At 63.6% G+C, this 18,455-nt stretch carries 22 protein-coding genes; 14 read left to right on the top strand and 8 right to left on the bottom strand.

Annotated features, from left to right (window positions below):
• Nucleotides 1-51: 51 nt before the first annotated feature.
• Nucleotides 52-1,047, bottom strand: coding sequence for an ornithine cyclodeaminase family protein (locus AC1DX4_RS32935; protein WP_477224293.1), 996 nt, complete (start codon nt 1,045-1,047; stop codon nt 52-54).
• A 130-nt stretch (nt 1,048-1,177) separates the two neighbouring features.
• Here AC1DX4_RS32935 and AC1DX4_RS32940 point away from each other — a divergent pair, with 130 nt between their 5' ends.
• A complete protein-coding gene (locus AC1DX4_RS32940; protein ID WP_477224294.1) occupies nt 1,178-1,639 on the top strand; it encodes an Lrp/AsnC ligand binding domain-containing protein in 462 nt (153 codons plus the stop codon).
• Here AC1DX4_RS32940 and gcvA read toward each other — a convergent pair.
• Nucleotides 1,636-2,535, bottom strand: a complete 900-nt coding sequence (gcvA, locus tag AC1DX4_RS32945; protein ID WP_477224295.1) for a transcriptional regulator GcvA — start codon at nt 2,533-2,535, stop codon at nt 1,636-1,638. The two genes, AC1DX4_RS32940 and gcvA, sit on opposite strands and share 4 nt — an antisense overlap.
• 127 nt (nt 2,536-2,662) lie before the next feature.
• Here gcvA and AC1DX4_RS32950 point away from each other — a divergent pair, with 127 nt between their 5' ends.
• The 3 genes from AC1DX4_RS32950 (at nt 2,663) to AC1DX4_RS32960 (ending at nt 4,653) form a co-directional block, all read left to right on the top strand.
• Nucleotides 2,663-3,367, top strand: coding sequence for an SDR family oxidoreductase (locus AC1DX4_RS32950; protein WP_477224296.1), 705 nt, complete (start codon nt 2,663-2,665; stop codon nt 3,365-3,367).
• Nucleotides 3,368-3,491: 124 nt separating this feature from the next.
• Nucleotides 3,492-3,941 carry a hypothetical protein gene (locus AC1DX4_RS32955; RefSeq protein ID WP_477224297.1) on the top strand — a complete coding sequence of 150 codons (450 nt, stop codon included), beginning with the start codon at nt 3,492-3,494 and terminating at the stop codon, nt 3,939-3,941.
• A 52-nt stretch (nt 3,942-3,993) separates the two neighbouring features.
• Nucleotides 3,994-4,653 (top strand): hypothetical protein, encoded by a 660-nt coding sequence (locus tag AC1DX4_RS32960; RefSeq protein ID WP_477224298.1) that lies wholly within the window; start codon nt 3,994-3,996, stop codon nt 4,651-4,653.
• A 21-nt stretch (nt 4,654-4,674) separates the two neighbouring features.
• Here AC1DX4_RS32960 and AC1DX4_RS32965 read toward each other — a convergent pair whose 3' ends face one another.
• Nucleotides 4,675-5,898, bottom strand: coding sequence for a cytochrome-c peroxidase (locus AC1DX4_RS32965; RefSeq protein ID WP_477224370.1), 1,224 nt, complete (start codon nt 5,896-5,898; stop codon nt 4,675-4,677).
• Nucleotides 5,899-6,148: 250 nt separating this feature from the next.
• On the opposite strand from AC1DX4_RS32965, the gene AC1DX4_RS32970 reads away from it, so the two are divergent.
• Nucleotides 6,149-7,681, top strand: a complete 1,533-nt coding sequence (locus AC1DX4_RS32970; RefSeq protein ID WP_477224299.1) for an acid phosphatase — start codon at nt 6,149-6,151, stop codon at nt 7,679-7,681.
• A 10-nt stretch (nt 7,682-7,691) separates the two neighbouring features.
• On the opposite strand, the gene AC1DX4_RS32975 is transcribed toward AC1DX4_RS32970, so the two are convergent.
• Nucleotides 7,692-8,171 carry an Lrp/AsnC family transcriptional regulator gene (locus AC1DX4_RS32975; RefSeq protein ID WP_477224300.1) on the bottom strand — a complete coding sequence of 160 codons (480 nt, stop codon included), beginning with the start codon at nt 8,169-8,171 and terminating at the stop codon, nt 7,692-7,694.
• 109 nt (nt 8,172-8,280) lie between these two features.
• Here AC1DX4_RS32975 and AC1DX4_RS32980 point away from each other — a divergent pair, with 109 nt between their 5' ends.
• Nucleotides 8,281-8,814, top strand: a complete 534-nt coding sequence (locus AC1DX4_RS32980) for an RBBP9/YdeN family alpha/beta hydrolase (protein WP_477224301.1) — start codon at nt 8,281-8,283, stop codon at nt 8,812-8,814.
• A gap of 6 nt (nt 8,815-8,820) precedes the next feature.
• Here the strand turns inward: AC1DX4_RS32980 and AC1DX4_RS32985 are convergent, their stop codons facing one another.
• Nucleotides 8,821-9,420, bottom strand: a complete 600-nt coding sequence (locus AC1DX4_RS32985) for a DUF922 domain-containing Zn-dependent protease (protein ID WP_477224371.1) — start codon at nt 9,418-9,420, stop codon at nt 8,821-8,823.
• A 124-nt stretch (nt 9,421-9,544) separates the two neighbouring features.
• Here AC1DX4_RS32985 and AC1DX4_RS32990 point away from each other — a divergent pair, with 124 nt between their 5' ends.
• Complete coding sequence (locus tag AC1DX4_RS32990) at nt 9,545-10,039, top strand: hypothetical protein (protein ID WP_477224302.1); 495 nt, start codon at nt 9,545-9,547, stop codon at nt 10,037-10,039.
• Between the two features lie 75 nt (nt 10,040-10,114).
• Here the strand turns inward: AC1DX4_RS32990 and pdxR are convergent, their stop codons facing one another.
• On the bottom strand, nt 10,115-11,527 hold the full coding sequence (gene pdxR, locus AC1DX4_RS32995) for a MocR-like pyridoxine biosynthesis transcription factor PdxR (protein WP_477224303.1): 1,413 nt from the start codon (nt 11,525-11,527) through the stop codon (nt 10,115-10,117).
• Between the two features lie 35 nt (nt 11,528-11,562).
• On the opposite strand from pdxR, the gene AC1DX4_RS33000 reads away from it, so the two are divergent.
• Together AC1DX4_RS33000 and AC1DX4_RS33005 are read left to right on the top strand one after the other, a co-directional pair.
• Nucleotides 11,563-12,321, top strand: a complete 759-nt coding sequence (locus AC1DX4_RS33000; RefSeq protein WP_477224304.1) for a pyridoxamine 5'-phosphate oxidase family protein — start codon at nt 11,563-11,565, stop codon at nt 12,319-12,321.
• A gap of 74 nt (nt 12,322-12,395) precedes the next feature.
• Entirely contained in the window at nt 12,396-12,941 is a 546-nt protein-coding gene (locus tag AC1DX4_RS33005; RefSeq protein ID WP_477224305.1) for an NADAR family protein, read from the top strand.
• A gap of 28 nt (nt 12,942-12,969) precedes the next feature.
• On the opposite strand, the gene AC1DX4_RS33010 is transcribed toward AC1DX4_RS33005, so the two are convergent.
• The gene (locus AC1DX4_RS33010) at nt 12,970-13,437 is read right to left on the bottom strand and encodes a hypothetical protein (protein WP_477224306.1); all 468 of its coding nucleotides are present in this window, start codon (nt 13,435-13,437) and stop codon (nt 12,970-12,972) included.
• A gap of 103 nt (nt 13,438-13,540) precedes the next feature.
• Between AC1DX4_RS33010 and AC1DX4_RS33015 the strand changes: the two genes are divergently transcribed.
• Complete coding sequence (locus AC1DX4_RS33015) at nt 13,541-13,993, top strand: N-acetyltransferase family protein (RefSeq protein WP_477224372.1); 453 nt, start codon at nt 13,541-13,543, stop codon at nt 13,991-13,993.
• 132 nt (nt 13,994-14,125) lie between these two features.
• On the top strand, nt 14,126-15,325 hold the full coding sequence (locus tag AC1DX4_RS33020; RefSeq protein WP_477224373.1) for an aminotransferase-like domain-containing protein: 1,200 nt from the start codon (nt 14,126-14,128) through the stop codon (nt 15,323-15,325).
• A 17-nt stretch (nt 15,326-15,342) separates the two neighbouring features.
• Here the strand turns inward: AC1DX4_RS33020 and AC1DX4_RS33025 are convergent, their stop codons facing one another.
• Nucleotides 15,343-15,597 (bottom strand): hypothetical protein, encoded by a 255-nt coding sequence (locus AC1DX4_RS33025; RefSeq protein ID WP_477224307.1) that lies wholly within the window; start codon nt 15,595-15,597, stop codon nt 15,343-15,345.
• Nucleotides 15,598-16,023: 426 nt separating this feature from the next.
• Between AC1DX4_RS33025 and AC1DX4_RS33030 the strand changes: the two genes are divergently transcribed.
• The 3 genes from AC1DX4_RS33030 (at nt 16,024) to AC1DX4_RS33040 (ending at nt 18,357) form a co-directional block, all read left to right on the top strand.
• The gene (locus tag AC1DX4_RS33030; RefSeq protein ID WP_477224308.1) at nt 16,024-16,539 is read left to right on the top strand and encodes a hypothetical protein; all 516 of its coding nucleotides are present in this window, start codon (nt 16,024-16,026) and stop codon (nt 16,537-16,539) included.
• A gap of 110 nt (nt 16,540-16,649) precedes the next feature.
• Nucleotides 16,650-17,267 carry a C39 family peptidase gene (locus tag AC1DX4_RS33035; protein WP_477224309.1) on the top strand — a complete coding sequence of 206 codons (618 nt, stop codon included), beginning with the start codon at nt 16,650-16,652 and terminating at the stop codon, nt 17,265-17,267.
• Nucleotides 17,268-17,283: 16 nt separating this feature from the next.
• Entirely contained in the window at nt 17,284-18,357 is a 1,074-nt protein-coding gene (locus AC1DX4_RS33040; RefSeq protein ID WP_477224310.1) for a D-alanine--D-alanine ligase family protein, read from the top strand.
• Nucleotides 18,358-18,455: the final 98 nt, after the last annotated feature.

Consider the following 18,455-nt stretch of genomic DNA (forward strand, 5'->3'; position numbering starts at 1 on the left):
TTTCGCATCCAGTCAAACGGCGCGACCTTGCCTCGGTCGTTTGCGCATCCTCTACAAGGCAACAGCCTGCCCCAAGCCTCGCCGAACTGCCTCGCGATAAGCAAGATCCGCCGCCACCATGTCCTCCATGGCAACACCCATGGCCTTGTAGACGGTGATCTGGTCGGCGCTGGTTCTTCCCGGCCGCTCCCCAAGCAGCATTTCGCCAAGCTCGGTTCCGGTTTGCGGATCGAAGCCGTTGAGTTCGCAAGAGCCGACCGGAGTAGGCGCGAAGGCGTCCCTGGTCTCGACGAACAGGCTGGCCCGGCCGACAAGCTCGACCGGCAACTCGCCGCCGGGCGGCGCGACGCCCACCGACGAGACATGCGTGCCTGGCCGCACCCATTCGGCTGAAATCACCGGCTGGTAGGAATGCGTTGCCAGGCAGACGACATCCGATGAGCGCACCGCGGCTTCGAGATCACTGACGGCGACGACGCCTGGATGCTGCGCTGCGAGCGCCTGCGCGTCCGCGAATTCCTTCGAGACGACGCGGATTTCGGTGAAGTCCCGCACCAGCGGCAGAAGGTGCAAGTGCTGGCCGGCTTGCACGCCGGCGCCGACCACCGTCGCCACCCTGGCGTCGCGGCGGGCCAGTTCCCGCACCGAGAGCACGGCCGAGCCGGAGGTGCGCACGGCGGTGATATAGGTGCCGTCCATGACGCAGACCGGCATGCCCGTTTCCGGGTCGAACAGATGGATGGTGGCGAGATGGCTGGGGATGCCCTTGGCGATGTTGCCCTCGAACACGTTGACGATCTTCACCGTCAGATGCATGCCCGCCATCCAGGCCGGCATCGCCAGCGAATAGCCGGCCTGCGGAATGTCGAGCTGCGGCCGTGCCGGATTGACGATCTCGCCGCCGGACAATGCCTTGAAGCCCTTTGCCAAAACATCGAGAAGCCGGCGCAGGTCGATGCTCGTTTTCACCTCGGCTTCGCTCAGGATGAGCACGGATGTGTCGCCCTTGGTCTGGGCGCTGCGGGAAGTTGGTATGATTGACATCATGGGATTTTGCCTTGGTCGGGTTGCGTTGCCCGCTAACGGTATTGCCGCACGATAGTGTGATGAAATATGCTGTTTTCGCAATTTCAGCGTGATAATCACGCCATTTATCGCCAAGAAGTGTGAATCCTGAATGGACGATCTCGACCGTATCGACCGCTCGCTGCTGCGCTTGTTGCAGGAGGATGGGCGTCGTACGACGCTCGATCTGGCCCGCCGCGTCGGCCTGTCGCCGACCGGGGCGGCGCAACGCATCAAGCGGCTGTTCGCCGAAGGATTCATCCGGGCGGTGCGGGCCGTTCTCGACCCGGTCCGGATCGGGCAGGCACAACTCGTCTTCATCGAGGTGCGGCTCGATCATACGGCGCCGCATGTCTTCGACCGCTTCGCCGAGGCGGTGCTGCGAGCGCCCGAGATCATCGAATGCCACATGGTGGTCGGCGGCTTCGATTATCTGGTCAAGGCGCGCATCGCCGACATGGCGATGTTCCAGGATTTCCTACAGCGGGTCATCCTGCCGCTGCCGGGCGTCCGGGAGACGCATACCTATGCCTCGATCGCCAATGTGAAGCCGGACGCGTTGCTGCCGATCTAGGCCGGTGGCCGTTCCCCCGCGTCCAGCAGCCATTGCCGCACGGCCTGTGTCGGCTCGGGGTGGCGCTGTTTTCTCGGCATCACGACATAAAAATCCTGCGTGCCGCGCATTTCGCCGCTGACCGGCTGGACCAATCGGCCGGCGGCGAGATCGGCGGCAACGAGGAAGCGGCTTGCCAGCGCTATGCCCTGGCCGGCGATGGCGGCGTCGATGGCGAGGCTGGTCTGGTTGAAGCGCATGCGTTTGAGCTCGGCCGTCATCCTCAGGCCGACGGCCTTTTCCATGAATTCAGGCCACAGATTGTGCGCGTCGTGCAGCAGGACGTGATGCTGGATTTCGGCCGCCGCGATTGCGGTCGTGCCGGCCGGTAGCAGGGCCGGGCTGCAGATTGCAACGATCTGCTGGGGAAACAGCAGGTCGACGATCAGGCCGGCGCCAAAGGGCGGGCGGCCTTGCCGGACAGCAATGTCGACGCCGTCGGCCTGGAAACTCGACAGGCTCTCGCTGGCCAGCACGCGCAGGTCAACCAGCGGATTGTCGGCCATGAAATCCTGCAGCCTGGGGATCAGCCATTTGGTGGCGAAGCTCGGCGTCACGCTGATCGTCAGCCGCGCCGGTTCAGGGCGCAGCAGCAGCGTCGCCTCCGAGATCAGGTCGAAGGCGCGGCGGATGTTGGGCACATAGGCGCGGCCCTCATCGGTCAACGCCAGGCCGCGCGGCAGCCGCTCGAACAGTTTCGTGCCGAGATCGGCCTCCAGCCCGCGAATATGCTGGGCCACCGCCCCTTGCGTGACGTTCAGCTCCTCGGCGGCGATGCGGAAGTTGAGATGGCGCGCCGAGGCTTCGAAGGCGCGCAGCGCATTCAACGGCGGTAGGCTGAGGAAGGCTTCGGGCATGCAGGAGTTTTTCTACTGGTTGATTTCAGGCATTCTGGTTCGAACCGGGCGGAAAAACCAGCTATATCACCGCTCAAATCCCGAAAACGCCGCTTGCGGTGCCCGCCAACCCGAAGAGGAAAATCCAATGAGTGTAGAAAAAGTAGCAGTTGTCGTGGCCGGCGGCAGCGGCATGGGCGCGGCAGCGGCCAAGCGCCTGGCGGCGGACGGCTTCAAGGTCGCCATTCTGTCGTCCTCGGGCAAGGGCGAGGCGCTGGCCAATGAATTGGGCGGGCTCGGCGTCACCGGCTCCAACCAGTCGAACGACGATCTGCAGCGCCTCGTCGACCTGACGATCGAGCGCTATGGCCGCATCGACGTGCTGGTCAACAGCGGCGGCCACGGCCCGCGCGCGCCGATCCTCGAGATCACGGATGAGCAGTGGCATACCGGCATGGACGTCTATCTGCTCAACGTCATCCGGCCGGTGCGCATCGTGGCGCCGCAGATGGTGAAGCAGAAGGGCGGCGCCATCATCAACATCTCGACGGCATGGGTGGTCGAGCCGAGCCCGATGTTCCCGACCTCGGCAGTGTTCCGCGCCGGGCTTGCCGCCTACACCAAAATCTTCGCCAACACCTATGCCGCTGACAATGTGCGCATGAACAATGTGCTGCCCGGCTGGATCGACAGCCTGCCGGCGACCGAAGAGCGCCGCGACAGCGTGCCGATGCAGCGCTACGGCACGAGCGAGGAGATCGCCGCGACGATTGCGTTCCTGGCTTCGGAAGGGGCTGGCTATATCACTGGGCAGAACATCCGAGTCGATGGAGGGATTATTCGCGCGGTTTGAGGCAGGCAGGTGCCGCATCTCGGCGGGCACTGATATCGAGTGGTGGTCGGGCCCGGCAATCGGTGTTCGACCATTGCGCGACATGCTTCGAACGGTCATCCTCAATCCATGAAGAGGAGGGACCATGTCCGACAATTTTCTGCACTTGGTGCCTTATGATCCACACTGGCATCCCGACGAAGCGGCTGCCACGGCAGCCGTGAAGATTGCGCGCGGATTGTTCCCACTGGCCGAGCATGTCGCCGTCGAATACGAGGAAGGCGTGACGTTCTTCGACGCCGGAGCCAACACGGAAAGCATCCACTGCCCGTTTTGCGGCAGCGACCTGGAGGACTGGTGGGGCGAGGCAATGGACCAGGCAGCCGTGTCACGCTTCGAAGACCTTTCGGTCACCACGCCATGCTGTCAAAAGGCCTCGTCGCTGAACGATTTGCGCTATGTCTGGCCGGCGGCGTTCGGGGTCTGCGCGCTGACCGTTGTGAATCCCGGTGTGGCATCGCTCGCCAGCGAGCAATTGCGGACGATCGAGCAAGCCATGGGCGCGCCGCTGAAGGTGATCTGGCAGCGCCTGTGAGATTGTCGAACGCGTCTCAGCCGATAGCACAGGCAGGCATCGGAGGCATGGCGTGACGAGCTTTTTGAGCGAGGTCGAAAGCACGTTTCCTTCGATGCTGCGAATGCCGGAAGAATTGTGGATGACGTTTCGCTGGATGGAGGATAACGGCTTCGTCCGAAACGAGGCTATCCGCTATGCCTCCCTTTACCCGGCTACCGTGGAGCAAAGACAGGGAATAAGTCGTACCCATTTCACGGTCGTCGATCCTGACTTGATGAGAGCTTGGCTTGGCAATGATGATGCTTCCGCGCCGGGACGAGTTGCGCCCTTCATCGTTACAGGTGGCGAGGGATCGCAGGCGGGGATCTGGGTGGACGACAAGGGCGTGCAGCGCTTCGTACATCTGGGATCCGGATCCGGATCTACCTTGTCCTGCGTGCTTGCAAACAATGCCGTCGATTTCTTGCGTTTGCTGGCCATCGGCTACGAGGAAACCTGCTGGCCAGAGGTCTTCGCGCTGACGCCCGAAGACGCCTATGTGAATGAGCATCGCGGAGATGAACATGTTGTCCCCTATCGCGCGCCTGTCGAGTTCAGGCATTGGGTTGAATCCACGTTTGATGTGACCGTGCTGAGGACTGCTTCCGAGATCGTCACACGGGTGGCGGATATGGATGCAGCTTTTTCGGACGATCCATTCTGGCAATGGGCTCGTAGGTCTGCCGGATGATCGGATTGGCCGCCGCCTCTCTTATTGTCCGAGCTTTGTTGCCGCCTGTTGATCCGCATCCGTCAGCGTCTGCAAGAACGCCACGATGTCGTCGATCTCGGTGTCGTTGAGCGCCGGTCTGTCACCGGTCTTTTTGCCGTTGAAGGGCGGATCCTGATTCAAGTTCGGCCAGTAAGCCTTTGGCAGATCATCATATTGCTTGACCGTGCCGTCGGCATTTTTGGGGTACCAATGGCCGGGATCGGTATCACGGCTGGCGTAGAAGGCGACCGCGTCGCGCAGCGTGTGGAAGGTGCCATTGTGGAAGAAGCTTTTGCGCAGCGCGACGTTGCGCAGGGTCGGCGTCTTGAACAGGCCGCAATATTCGCTGCGGCCGTGAAAATCGGTGCGCAGCGGGCCGCACAGGCCGAGATCGACATAGGCCGGATCGGCATTGGCCGGGATCGCCGTATTGCGCGGCACGGCGATGGCGATCAGGCCGAAATCGGTGAATTGCGGCGGCTCGCCGTCATTGGCGGGTTCGCTGAGGTGACAGCTGGCGCAATTGCCCTTGGTCTCGTCCTCGAACAGCGCGCGGCCACGCATTTCCTGCGCCGTGAGCTCAGCCTTGCCGGCGAGGAAAGCATCGTAGCGGCTGGAATAGGGATAGAAATCGGCAGCACTCTGCTCGAAGGTGCCAAGCGCCTCGGCGGCGGCGTCGAAGGCGTCTCCCGGATGGTCGAACACGTCGGTGCCGAAGGCGGCCTTGAACGCGTCGGCATAGGCTGACTTGCGCAAGGCGGCGGCGACGGCGGCTTCATCCTTGTTGGCCATCTCGAAGGGCGAGAGCAGGGGAATTTTGGCCTGGTCCTTGCCGTGGTCGGCGCGGCCGTCCCAGGTCAGGCCGCCTGTCGGGCCATTGTCGACGCTCTCGTCGCCTTCGTCCTCGGAATCGTAGAAATGTTCGGTGAAGGCGGGTGCGGCCTGGAGATAGCGCAAAGAGGGTACGGCGCGCACGCCAGGCTGGTCGAGGTTTGGTCCGCCCATTTCGACCGCCGAGGCCGAGGCCGGGCCGAAGGCGTGGCGCGGATCATGGCAGGACGAGCAGGCCTGCTTGCCGGATGCCGAGAGTGCGGGGTCGAAGAACATTTTTCTGCCAAGCGCGGTCAGCGCCTGCGCCCTAGCGAAGGCGTCGGCGCGCGATAGGGGGCCGGGGTGGACGCCATCCGGTGCCGCCGTGTTTGCCGGCGCGGCGAAGCATACCATCGATGCCGTGGCGATCACTGCCGCCCGGCTTTTCCATCGTCCCGTCGCCATAGCTGCAATCCGTTTTCGATCCCGCAACTAAGTATCCTGTGCAACGGATTCATGACCCATCCCGGCGTTCACGAAACCGTGTTCGATGGGTCGGCAAATGTCACATAGGTGACAAGGCACGCAAGTAGCTCCATTCGTGCGTTTTCCTTGCCCATGCATGTCGTCCTCCAGCCATACCCCAGCCACGAGGCATCTTACCATGACCAGATCCTTTCTCTCGCTTTGCCTCGCCTCCACGGCCTTCGCATCATTTGCCGGCGTCGCCACCGCCGCTCCTCCCGGCTACGACAAGATCGATACCGTCGTCGTCATCTATGCCGAGAATCGCAGCTTCGATAATCTCTATGGCGGCTTCCCCGGCGCCAATGGGCTGGCCAATGCTTCGGCCGACCAGGCGCGCCAGCTTGACCGGGACGGCAAGCCGCTTGCCGAACTGCCGCCGGCCTGGGGTGGCTTGACCGGCAAGGGGGTGACGCCTGTTGTGACCGAGGCGCAGTCGGCGCATCTCGCCAATGCCAGCTTCGCCATCGACGATGCCAACGGCTTCAACGAGAAGACTTCCGTCGTCATCCGCGACCTCTGGCATCGCTTCTATCAGGAGCAGATGCAGATCGATGGCGGCCGGAACGACAAATTTGTCGCCTGGGCCGATTCCGGCGGTCTCGTCATGGGCCATTACGACGGCTCCAACCTGCCGATGTGGGCGGTGGCGAAGAAGTATGTGCTGGCCGACGATTTCTTCCAGGGCGCCTTTGGCGGCTCGTTCCTCAACCACATCATGCTCGCTTGCGCCTGCGCGCCGATCTATCCCAACGCCGACACCAGCCCGGTGAAGGGGCAGATCGCCGGCGTCGAGGCGGACGGCAAGACGCTGAAGCTGGCCGACAATTCGCCGGCCTCAGCGCTCGGCGGCGCGCCGAAATTCGTCAATGACGGCGCCATCACGCCCGACTTCTACGCCGTCAACACCATGCAGCCGCCCTATCAGCCGAGCGCCAACAAGCCGGTCGAAGGCGGCGACAAGGCGCTTGCCGATCCGACGCAGCCGACGACATTGCCGCCGCAGCACGACATCACCATCGGCGATCTCCTGTCGCTCAAAGGCATCGACTGGGCCTGGTATGCCGGCGCCTGGCAGGCCGCGCTCGACGGCAAGAACGCGACGCCGGTGCCGAACTTCCAGTTCCACCACCAGCCGTTCAACTATTTCGCCGCCTATGCGCCGGGCACCGCCGCGCGGGCCGCGCATCTCAGGGATGGCGGCCTGGACGGCGCCGAGTTCATCAAGGCGATCGACGACGGCAAGCTGCCGGCTGTCAGCTTCTACAAGCCGCAAGGCAATCTCAACGAGCACTCAGGCTATGCCGATGTGACATCGGGCGACCAACATCTGGCCGACCTCGTCGCGCATCTGGAGAAGAGCCCGCAATGGGGCCACATGCTGGTGGTCGTCACCTATGACGAGAATGGCGGCTTCTGGGACCATGTCGCGCCGCCCAAGGCCGATCGCTGGGGCCCGGGCAACCGCATCCCGGCCTTCATCATCTCGCCCTATGCGAAGATGGGTATGGTCGACCACACGCAATACGACACGACGTCGATCCTGCGCTTCATCACCGCCCGCTACGATCTGCCGGTGCTCTCCGGCATCGTCGCTCGCGACAAGGCGCTGCGCAACAACGATCAGCCGCCGATGGGCGACCTGAGCGCGGCGCTTGATCTGAGCCGCTAGGCTTGGGCCGCTAACCGCCTGATTTGCGGATCAGCGCGCGGCCGATCGGCTTCGGCGTTTCGCTGCGCAGCACCAGCGCCGTGGTGACCGCACCATGGCGCGCCACGGCGTCGACGATGGTTTCAAGGTGGGCGGGCGAGGGCACGACCACTTTCAGGATGAAGCAATCCTCGCCGGTCAGCCGGTGCACCTCGGTGATCTCGGGCATTTCGGCGAACTGCTTCAGGCACGGGGGGATGTGCTCATGCGTGGTGCGCACGCGGATGATGGCCATCATGCCGAGGCCGAGGGCTGCCGGATCGATCACCGCGGTGTAGCCGGCAATGATGCCACGCTCCTCCAGCCGCTTGACCCGCTCGGAGGTTGCCGGTTGCGACAGGCCGACCCGCCGGCCAAGCTCCGATATGCCGATGCGGCCGTTCTCCTGCATGGCCTCGATGATGGCGATGTCGGTCGGGTCGAGCGGCGTGCGCTCGTCGTTGGTCTTCATGGGGAACCTTGAATCCATCGGCAATGCAGTGATTTTTCCGATGGTTTCCCATTCTCGATGCCAGCGCAAGACGCCACCATGTATCCACGATCGATAGGAGCAAGGCGACATGACGCATTTCATCATCCTGCCGGGTAGCGGCGGTTCCGGCCCGGCGCACTGGCAATCGCGCTGGGAAAGCGCCAATCCGGCGATGCGGCGCTTCCAGCCGTCAAGCTGGGACCTGCCCGGTTTCACCGACTGGCTGGCGGCGCTGGAGGCCGCGGTGATCGCGGCGCCGGGGCCGCCGGTGCTGGTCGCGCACAGCCTGTCCTGCCTGCTGATCGCGCACTGGCAGAAGATTTCGCAGAGGGCGGTGAGGGCGGCCTTGCTGGTCGGTGTTCCCGATCCGGCATCCGCGGTCTTTCCGGGATACGGCATGGCCTTTGCCAAGATTCCCGAGGGCCGGCTGCGCTTTGCGTCGCTGGTGGTGACCAGCACCGACGACCCCTATGGCTCGGCGGACTATGCGCAGGCGCGGGCGACGCAATGGGGCAGCCGCATCGCCGTCATTGGGCCGTTCGGCCACATCAACGCCGATAGCGGTCTGGGTGACTGGCCGGAAGGTTTGGCGCTGCTCGAGGGTCTGGTGTCCGAGGCTTGAGGGCGCTCAGCCGCCATTCACCAAAGCGAAAACCAGCTTCTGCAAATTGCCGCCCTGGCCAAACTCGACGCGGTCGAAATCCCGGCTGCCCTGTATCCTTGCCTTCGAGATCGCGTCGAGTCGCTTGACCACCTCGGCCCTGGTCTTGCTGCATTTGGGATCATCGGCGACGGTCAGGCCGTCCGTCACGGCTTCGATGTCATGGACCATTTGTATCATGCTGGCGCCATGTACCTTCTCATGGGCGCTGACGCCGGCGATGAACACCTCCCATTTCTTCTGGGCGGCCGGTGGCAGCGGCGCGGAAGGGCTTGGCAAGGTGTAGGTGATGATCAGTTTCGGCTTCCCCGCCGTCAGCACGCAGTCCTTGCCCCTGGGCTTGTAGTCCCTGACCCCCCAGGTCAGCTTGAAGTTGGTGTAGGCGATGGCGCGGGCAATACCGACATTCGGCCCGTTCTCGCCGATCGACCGGTAGAGCTCCAGCCCGGACTGGCCCGAAATGGCGTAGGTTTCGACTTTCTCGACAGGCTTCCACTCTGCATGGGCCGTGAGCGGCAAGGTGACCAGGGCGGCCAGCACGATACACAGACGAACACAGGCTCTCAGCAACCACTCTCTCCAGATCGGGACCGAACGACCTTGCCGAACAGGCATGCCACCGGAAGGCTTTTCCTATATGCTGCCGGCCGGTGCTGCAAATCTCTTGCAGGCAGTCAATTTGGGGGAAGTCATGAGGAGATATCTCGTCGTCGCCGGTGCCTTGGCCGCATTGCAGGCCGCGCAACCGGCTTTTGCCGCGTCGTGCAGCGGCTGGAGTGCCAAGATGGAGGTAGACGAGGGAGGCAAGGTGCTGACAGCCTCGGTCTGCGGCGGACCGAAGGGCGATGCGTATCTGATGCTGACCTGTTTCGAAACGCCGGTGCTGAGCTACGATCTGGGCGCCAGCGGCCAGCAGACGGAGCCCGGAATCAGCGGCGCGTTCGACTTCAAGGCCGACGGCAAGACGGTGACCAAGACGCTGCAGCTCGAGGAAATGTACAATTATTTCGTGGTCAATCTGGCGAAGGCCGATCCGCTGCTCGACCTGTTGCGTTCGAAGGGCGATGTGACGGTCAGCGCTGCCAAATTTGGCGCGATCAGCTTTCCGCTGAAGGGGTCGAGCGGGGCCATAGGCAAGGTGCTGGCGCAGTGCGGCAAGGCGAAGCCTGCCGGTGATGCGGATTAGGGGCTCCACAGTTCGATGTCGGCGGGACAGAGGGGGGTGTGAAGGATCGCTACAGAACGAATTTTCTGCATCCTTCTATCCCATCACCCCGCCCAAGCGCACCGTAGCCGCCCTCAACTCCTCATCCGAAAACCCGGAGAAACCCAACACCAGCCCGTGCCTCGGCGTCCCGTCGATGAACATGGCGGACAGGGCACGCGCGCCAACGCCCACCGCCTTTGCCGCCTCGACAATGGCCGTGTCCGGCCCGCCGCCCTTCAGCATCGCCATCAAATGCAGCCCCTGTTCCGGCACCGTCACGTCCAGAGCATTGCCGCAATGCGCTTCGAGCCCCGCCACCAGCACGTCGCGCGCGGCTTGCACGCGGCGGCGGACGCGTCTGAGATGGGCAGCGAAATGGCCTTCGTTGAAGAGATCGGTCAGCGCGCCTTCGGCCAGTGTCGAGGGGTAGCGATCGGACCGTGCCCTGACCGCCATGACGGCATCGAGCAGCGGCTCCGGCACCACGACATAGCCGATGCGCAGTCCGGGGAAGAGTACCTTTGAGAACGTGCCGAGATAAGCGACGCGGTTCGCGCCATCCATGCCTTGCAGCGAGGTCAGCGGCGGGCCGGCATAGCGGAACTCGCTGTCGTAATCGTCCTCGATGATCCAGGCATCGTTGCGCCGCGCCCAGTCGAGCAGGGCCAGGCGGCGGCGCATCGTCATCGTCACGCCGAGCGGATATTGGTGCGAGGGCGTGACATAGGCCGCGCGTGCGTTCGGGCAAAGGCTTTCGCCGATGTCGGGGTCGAGCCCTTCGGCGTCGACCGGCACGCCAACCACCCTGGCGCCACTGCCGGCCAGAGCTGCATGCGCCATGGGGTAACAAGGGTTTTCGATCCACACCGCGTCGCCGGGGCGAAGTGCGGCGCGTACCAGGAGGTCGAGCCCTTGCTGTGTCCCCGATGTCAGCACGATCTGGCCGGCGTCGCAGCGCACGCCGCGCGCGGTTCTGAGATACGTGGCAATCGCGGTGCGCAGCGGCAGGCCGCCGCGCGGGTCGCCATAGCGGAAATGCTCGGGGCCGGGTCGGGCGAGGTGGCGCGACAACAGGATGCGGAACAAATCAAGCGTACGCGGGTCGGATACCGCCACGCCAAGGCCGCAAGGCAGTGACGTGGCGGCATCGATCTCCGGCGGGCGCGGCTTGATCAGTGTCATCGGCAAATGCGGCACATCTGGCGCGACGAAGGTGCCGGCGCCGACCTTGGCTGTTGCAAAGCCTTCCGAGATCAGCATTTCGAAACATGCGACGGCCGCCGAACGCGACAGGCCGAAACGCCGGGCAAGGTCGCGGGTGGTCGGCAATTTGGCGCCGGCGGCCAGTGCGCCGGTCTCGATCAGCCGCCTGAGCGCCGCATAGAGCTCGCGGCTGCGCGGGCCGTCGCCCGGCAGCACCGGGATCAGCGCCGACCAATCCGGCATATTGGTCTGATTTTTATCCATTGGATTGGTCCTTTTATCGACCAATATCACAGCGCATGGTTGGCAGACCAGAGACAAGGATGCAAGCCGTGAACGACGTCGCCGCCAGCTTTCCGACCAGCAAGCGCAACCGGGTGAAGCGCCGGCATGATCGTGGCAGTTATGACCACGCATCGGTGTTCGCGGTGCTGGATGCCGGCCTGCTCTGCCATGTCGCCTACACGCTCGACGGCCAGCCCTATTGCACGCCGACCATCCATTGGCGCGAGGACGACATGCTTTACTGGCACGGCTCATCGGCCAGCCGCATGCTGCGCCAGCTGCGTGGCGGCACACCGGCCTGTCTCACCGTGTCGCATCTCGATGGGCTGGTGCTGGCGCGCTCGGGCTTCAACCATTCCGCCAATTACCGCTCGGCGATGTGCTTTGGCACCGCGCGAATCGTTGATGACCCAGAGGAGAAGATGAAGGCGCTGGCCGGCGTCGTCGACCGCTTCTATCCCGGCCGTAGCGAGACCTTGCGGCCGATCTCGGCGCAGGAGGCCAAGGCGACGACGGTGATCGGCATGCGCATCGAAGAGGCGTCGGCCAAGGTGCGGGCAAAGGGTGTCGGCGACGATGAGGAGGATTACGGCCATCCGGTCTGGGCCGGCGTCATCCCGGTGCGCATGGTGATTGGTGCGGCCGAGCCATGCCCGAGGCTGCTGCCTGGTATCGAGCGGCCGGGGAATCTGGCTGGCTATGCCGAGGGCGAGAGGCTGGATCGGGCGCTGACGAAGGCGCAGGCGGTGTATGAGGGCGAGGCTGAGGCATAAGCTGATAGCCTGCCGATGCCGGCACAGCAGGATCGGTATTGACAGGCCACCCGCACGCTCTGTTCTGTCGCGCAATGATTTACGATCGTTCGCAACTCGAAGACGCCTTCCGGGCAAAGTCCCGGCTCAAATTCCTGTTATTCTGGGGACATCAGGTCTCCAAGGACGGCAGCGTCACCGCGTCCTGCTTCAGCCAGTGGTGGCCGGCCCGGTTCACAGTGGCTGGCCGCAGCTATCCGACAGCTGAACATTGGATGATGGCCGAGAAGGCGCGGCTGTTTGGTGATGACGAGACGGCGGCGCAGATCCTGCAGGCGGGAAGCCCCAAGCAGGCAAAGCAGTTCGGCCGGCAGGTGCGCGGTTTCGACGAAGCCAGATGGGACGCCGAAAAGCGGCGCATCGTCGGCGAGGGGAGTTTTGAGAAATTCCGGCAGAATGCCGCCTTGCGCACATATCTGCTGGCGACCGGCGAGCAGATCCTGGTCGAGGCGAGCCCGATGGACCGAGTGTGGGGCATTGGCCTCGCCGCCGATGACAAGAAAGCGGCGAACCCGCTTCTGTGGCGCGGCGAGAACCTGCTGGGGTTTGCGCTGATGCAGGCCCGCGACCGGCTGCGTTGAAGCTGGCTCCCGCCAGCTACGCTGCATTCTAGGCGAAAGGCCTGAAGGCTCTGGTGAACGGCAAGCCGTTGAATGTGTGGGTACAGCAGGAACAGGATGGTTCCATATCCTCGACCCGCAAGTCGGGATCGACGCGTGCAAGGCGGTTGTCGCCGTCGACATAGAGGCCGCTATAGTAGGAACTTTCGCCGACCCTGATGAACGGCTTTCTTTCGGCCTCGCTGCGCGCGACCATCCAGAAGATCGGATCGGCACGGTCCAGGCGTGCCACCGCCTCGCTGTGAACCGCGGCCCAGTCGTCGCCGAGATGCGACAGCAGGAATTTGAACAGCGGCGTGTAATCCAGACCACGGTGGTGTCCGCCATGCATCGAACCCCGGTTGGTCGAGCCTTCCCGGCCTGAGTTTCGCGACCATCTGTACTCGCCGCCCCGGTCATGATGAACCAGGCGGGTTCGGGTGTTCACTTTGCGGTAGAGCGGTTCCTTGGCATGCATGCCGGCCCTCTTGCGAGATGGTGGGACGGGCATGATTGCAGCCGATCGCGTCCGGCTCAAGTGGCACGTTGCCCCGGCTGGCGCCTCGCGCTATTCCGGCACCATGATCACCTTCCGCAAGGCGCAAGCCACCGACCTGCCTGCCATCGTCGCCATGCTGGCCGACGATCCGCTCGGTGCCGCCCGCGAAGATGCTTCGTTGCCGCTGGCGCAAGGCTATGTCGATGCCTTCAACGCCATCGACGCCGATCCGAACCAGTTGCTGGCGGTGGCGGTGGATGGCGGCGAGGTGATCGGTACGTTGCAGATCACCTTCCTCGCCGGCCTGTCGCGCAAGGGCGCCTGGCGCGGGCAAATCGAGGCCGTTCGGATTACCGGCCACCGGCGCGCGGGCGGCATCGGCCGGCTGATGTTCGAATGGGCGATCGAACAATGCCGGGCGCGCGGCTGCAGTCTCGTCCAACTCACCACCGACAAGGGGCGGGCGGACGCGCATCGTTTCTATGACAGCCTCGGCTTCACCGGCAGCCATATTGGTTACAAGAAGGCACTGTAGCGTTCCGCCTCAGCCGCGACTGGCGTATACCGCAAGGCTTTCAGGCACTATTCAAATTGCCTGACAAAGCGGATATAGGTCAGCCAGGTTGACCTATATGAAAATCGTCTGGGGAGGCGTGACTTGACCCTTATGAACCTCTTGGCTTCGCGCTCGTCGCGCATGAAAGCCTCCGAAATCCGCGAACTGCTGAAGCTGCTCGACCAGCCGGATATCATCTCGTTTGCCGGCGGCATTCCCGATCCGGCGCTGTTTCCGGCTGACGCCATCCGCGATGCCTATGCCGAGGTGCTGGGCGGTGCGGAGGCGGGGGCTGCACTGCAGTACCAGGTCTCGGAAGGCTACCTGCCGCTGCGGCGCTGGATCGCCGGACAGATGGGCAAGCTCGGCGTTGCCTGCGACGAGGCCAACATCTTCATCACCTCCGGCTCGCAGCAGGCGCTGGATTATCTGGGAAAACTGTTCCTGTCGCCCAATGACACCGCGCTGGTGACATGGCCGACCTATCTTGGCGCGCTGCAGGCCTTCAACGCCTATGAGCCGCGCTACGACCGGCTGCGGCCCGAAGGCGGCAACATGACGCCGGATGCCTATCGCGCGGCGGCAGCGGCAAATGGCGGCAAGGTCAAGTTCGCCTATCTGGTGCCCGATTTCGCCAACCCGACCGGCAACACGCTGGACAAAAAACAGCGCGAAGCGGTGCTCGACCTTGCCGGTGAACTCGACATTGCCGTCATCGAGGACGCCGCCTATCGGGCGCTGCGCTATGACGGCGAGGGCGTGCCGCCGATCCTGGCGCTCGATTGCGCGCGCTCCGGCGGCATCGACAAGGCGCGCACGCTCTATTGCGGCTCGTTCTCCAAAATCCTGTCGCCGGGCATGCGCGTCGGTTGGGTCTGCGCGCCGCGCCATGTTGTGGAGAAACTGGTGCTGATGAAGCAGGCGTCGGACCTGCACAGCCCGTCGATCAACCAGCTGGTGATGCACCGCGTCGCCGAAGCCGTGTTCGACGGCCAGGTCGAAAAACTCATCGGCGCCTATCGCGAGCGCCGCGATGGCCTGCTCGGCGCACTGGAAGCCCACATGCCGGAAGGCGTGACCTGGAGCCGCCCGGAAGGCGGCATGTTCGTCTGGGCGACGCTGCCGGAAGGGGCTGATGCCACCGCGCTTTTGGCGCGGTCGGTGAAGGAGGCGCGCGTTGCCTTCGTGCCCGGCAATGCCTTCTATGCCGATGGCACCGGGCGCAACACGCTGCGGCTGTCCTTCACGCTGGCCGACCGGCGCGCGGTGACCGAGGGTATTCCACGGTTGGCGGCGCTGCTGAAGGGGTAGGGCTGGCGATGGTGTCCCTATGCCGCCACGTTCAAGAGCTGCCTGAGATTGGAAAGCCTGACGCGCGCCAGCTCGCGTAGCGATTTCTGGGACCCTTCCTCGCCGGTCTCGACAACGAAGATCAATGTCTTGAAGTCGAGCATGAACTCGTCGATGGCTGCGGCAACCTCCTGCGATTTGCCCTTGAACCGGCGCAGCAAGGCATTCGCTTCGTCGATGCCATCGCCGCCGGCGCTATCGAGCAGCGCTTCGAGCCTCTGAAAACTGTCCAATTCAAGTCCTCCCACCGCGCCACAAAACTCGGTCGGGGAGTGGAAGGTTCCAGCGCGACGTCGTCCCGCGAAAAGAAATCGCTGCCACCGTTTGAATTCCGTGGATTTGAACGAGCCGCTGGCATTCTTTTGTTTCGGGTGGAACCTCTGCGGCCAATAAAAGTTATAGCCACGTCTGATCCCCCGTCAGACATCTGAAAGCTGGAAATCAGCTTTCCCAAAGCCCGCCGGATCCCCCTCCTGGCGGGCTTTCGTTTGCAGTGTGGCGGCCGGACTTGCGGGGGGCTTTGCGTTGCCAGATTGGTGGCCCCGATGCTAACCGTGCAATTGGCGGCGGGAATCGGCATCGAGGCAACGCGCGCCAAAAATTGCTCAATAGAACTCCCAAGCTGACATCCATTACCTTACCGTCGAGGGCTATTTTTTATGCAAAATCCAATCAGGGCGATCTGTACTGCCGCGCTTCTACTTGCGGCTGGGGCCACGGGTCTGCCTATCATATCATCTGTTGCTTATATTTCGTCCGCGCGGGCTCAGGAAGAATATCTTCCGACCGAGAAGGACTTTGTCGGCAAATGGAAACTGAGTGGCTCCGCCATCCGGCCGCCGCGCGACATGACCGATGCGCCGACGCCGGAACAGGAAGCGGCCGCCGCCGAGTTCCAGCAGACGGTGACCGCCTTCTACGGCGCGTTCGACTATCTGGAGATCACGGCGGACGGCCGCTACAATTTCCATCAGCCCGGCGACCCGAATTCGGGCGCTTGCGTCTGGTGCGGAACCTGGTCCTTCAGCAAGAGTTCGCTGTGGCTCAAGCTGGATACCGCGCCCAGGCTCGATATCTATGCCAAGGACGGCGATATCCAGATGACCTACACCACTGAGCCGGACGAGAAATCGAAATACGCCTGGCTGGTTTTCGGCTGGACGAAGGCTGAGTAGGCGGCGCGCGGGCGGCAACTGGAAGCGAATTTCGAAACAGACCTTAAGCAGCTTTTCATCAATCTCGTATTCTCGTATACGAGATTGATGAAAAGCTGCCCGAGAAATCCATGAACCCATTGCCTGAAACCGTGCCGTTTTTCAGCCAGTGGGAAACGCCCGACATGACCCTGGCGGTGCTGGCCGACGGCGCCGAGGCGGCGCTCAGGCGCGATCCGCTGTGGCAGGGTTCAGGCGCTGACACGCTCGACGAATACGCGGTCTGGGCCGCCAATATCTGCGGCATGGCGTGCCTGAAAATGATCCTGGCGACGCGCGGCGAGATCGTGCCGACGATAGAGCTGGCGAGACGCTGCACCGGATATGGCGGCTATGTCGTCAGTGAAGGCTCCATCAAGGGCCTGATCTACGCGCCCTTCGTCACCTTCGTGCAGGCGGAATTCGGCCTGCAGGCTGAGGTGATGACCAATGTCGCGACAGCGGACATTCCGGCGATCCTGCAGCGATCGCGGTTCTTCATCGCTTCGGTCAGCAGTTCGATCCGCTGGCCCGAGCGCGAGCCGCCGTCGAAGGGCGGCCATCTGGTACTGGTCACAGTGGCGTCGGATGACGGTTTTCGCTTTCACAACCCATCCGGCCATACCAGCGCCACACAGGAAAACGCAGTGTTGGCGCCTGCCGATTTCGACCGCTTCTTTGCCAATCGCGGCATTGCCGTCACCATTTGATTTCGAGGGATTTTCGATGAAGGACAAGATCAGGGTTGCCATCCTCTATGGCGGGCGCTCGGCCGAGCATGACGTGTCGCGGTTGTCGGCGGCCAATGTACTGAAGGCGATCGACCGGACGCGCTACGCGGTGGTGCCGATCGCCATTTCCAGGGATGGCAGATGGCTGCTGCAACCGTCGTCAGAGGCCGGCAGCGACGGGGCAGGTGCTGCAGTGTCGGAGGATGGCGTGGAGGTTGCCCTGCTGCCTGGCGGCAAGGGCCGGCTGGTGGCTCTCACCAAGGGTGGCGAACAGCTTGACCCGGTCGACGTCGTCTTTCCCGTGCTGCATGGGCCGTTCGGAGAGGACGGCTCGGTGCAGGGCTATGCCGAGGTCGCCGATGTCGCCTATGTCGGCTGCGGCATCCTGGCTTCCGCCGCCGCCATGGACAAGGATGCCGCCAAGCGGCTGCTGCGCGAGGCCGGGCTTGCTGTGGCCCGCTCCGTCACATTGCGGCGCGGCGAGCCCGTGGCCTTCGAGGATATCGCGGCTCGGCTCGGCCTGCCGGTCTTCGTCAAGCCGGCGCGCCAGGGTTCGTCCTTCGGGGTGAGCAAGGCTGCCGACAGCGCCGGCTTCGCCACAGCCGTCGCGGCGGCGTTCCGGCACGACAGCAAGCTCCTAGTGGAAGAATTCGTCGCCGGCCGCGAGATCGAGTGCTCGGTGCTGGAGCGGGCCGATGGCTCACTCACCGTGTCGCCGCCCGGCGAGATCATCCCGGCCGACAAGCATGGCTTCTACACCTACGAAGCGAAGTATTTCGACGCCGACGGCGCAGTGATGAAAGTGCCCGCCGACGTCCCGGCTGATGTCGGCGCCAGGACGACGGAGATGGCGCGCCAAGCTTTCCGGGCGCTCGGCTGCGAGGCCATGGCGCGCGTCGACTTCTTCCTGCGCGCCGACGGTTCGCTGCTGATCAACGAGGTCAACACACTGCCCGGCTTCACCGATATCTCGATGTACGCCAAGGCGCTGGCGGCGATCGGCATCGGTTATAGCCAGGTCATTGACGTGCTGATCGAGCATGCGCTGGCCAGGCATGGGGCGCGCTGATCCGACAAGCCAGTCTCCATGGCGCGCGGTAGCAATCTGCTCCCGCTCGGGAACAAAGCGCTCTGTATAGGCGCTTGTGTTGCTGTTTGCTCCCGTAC

Source organism: Mesorhizobium sp. P3_A8, from assembly GCF_056402995.1.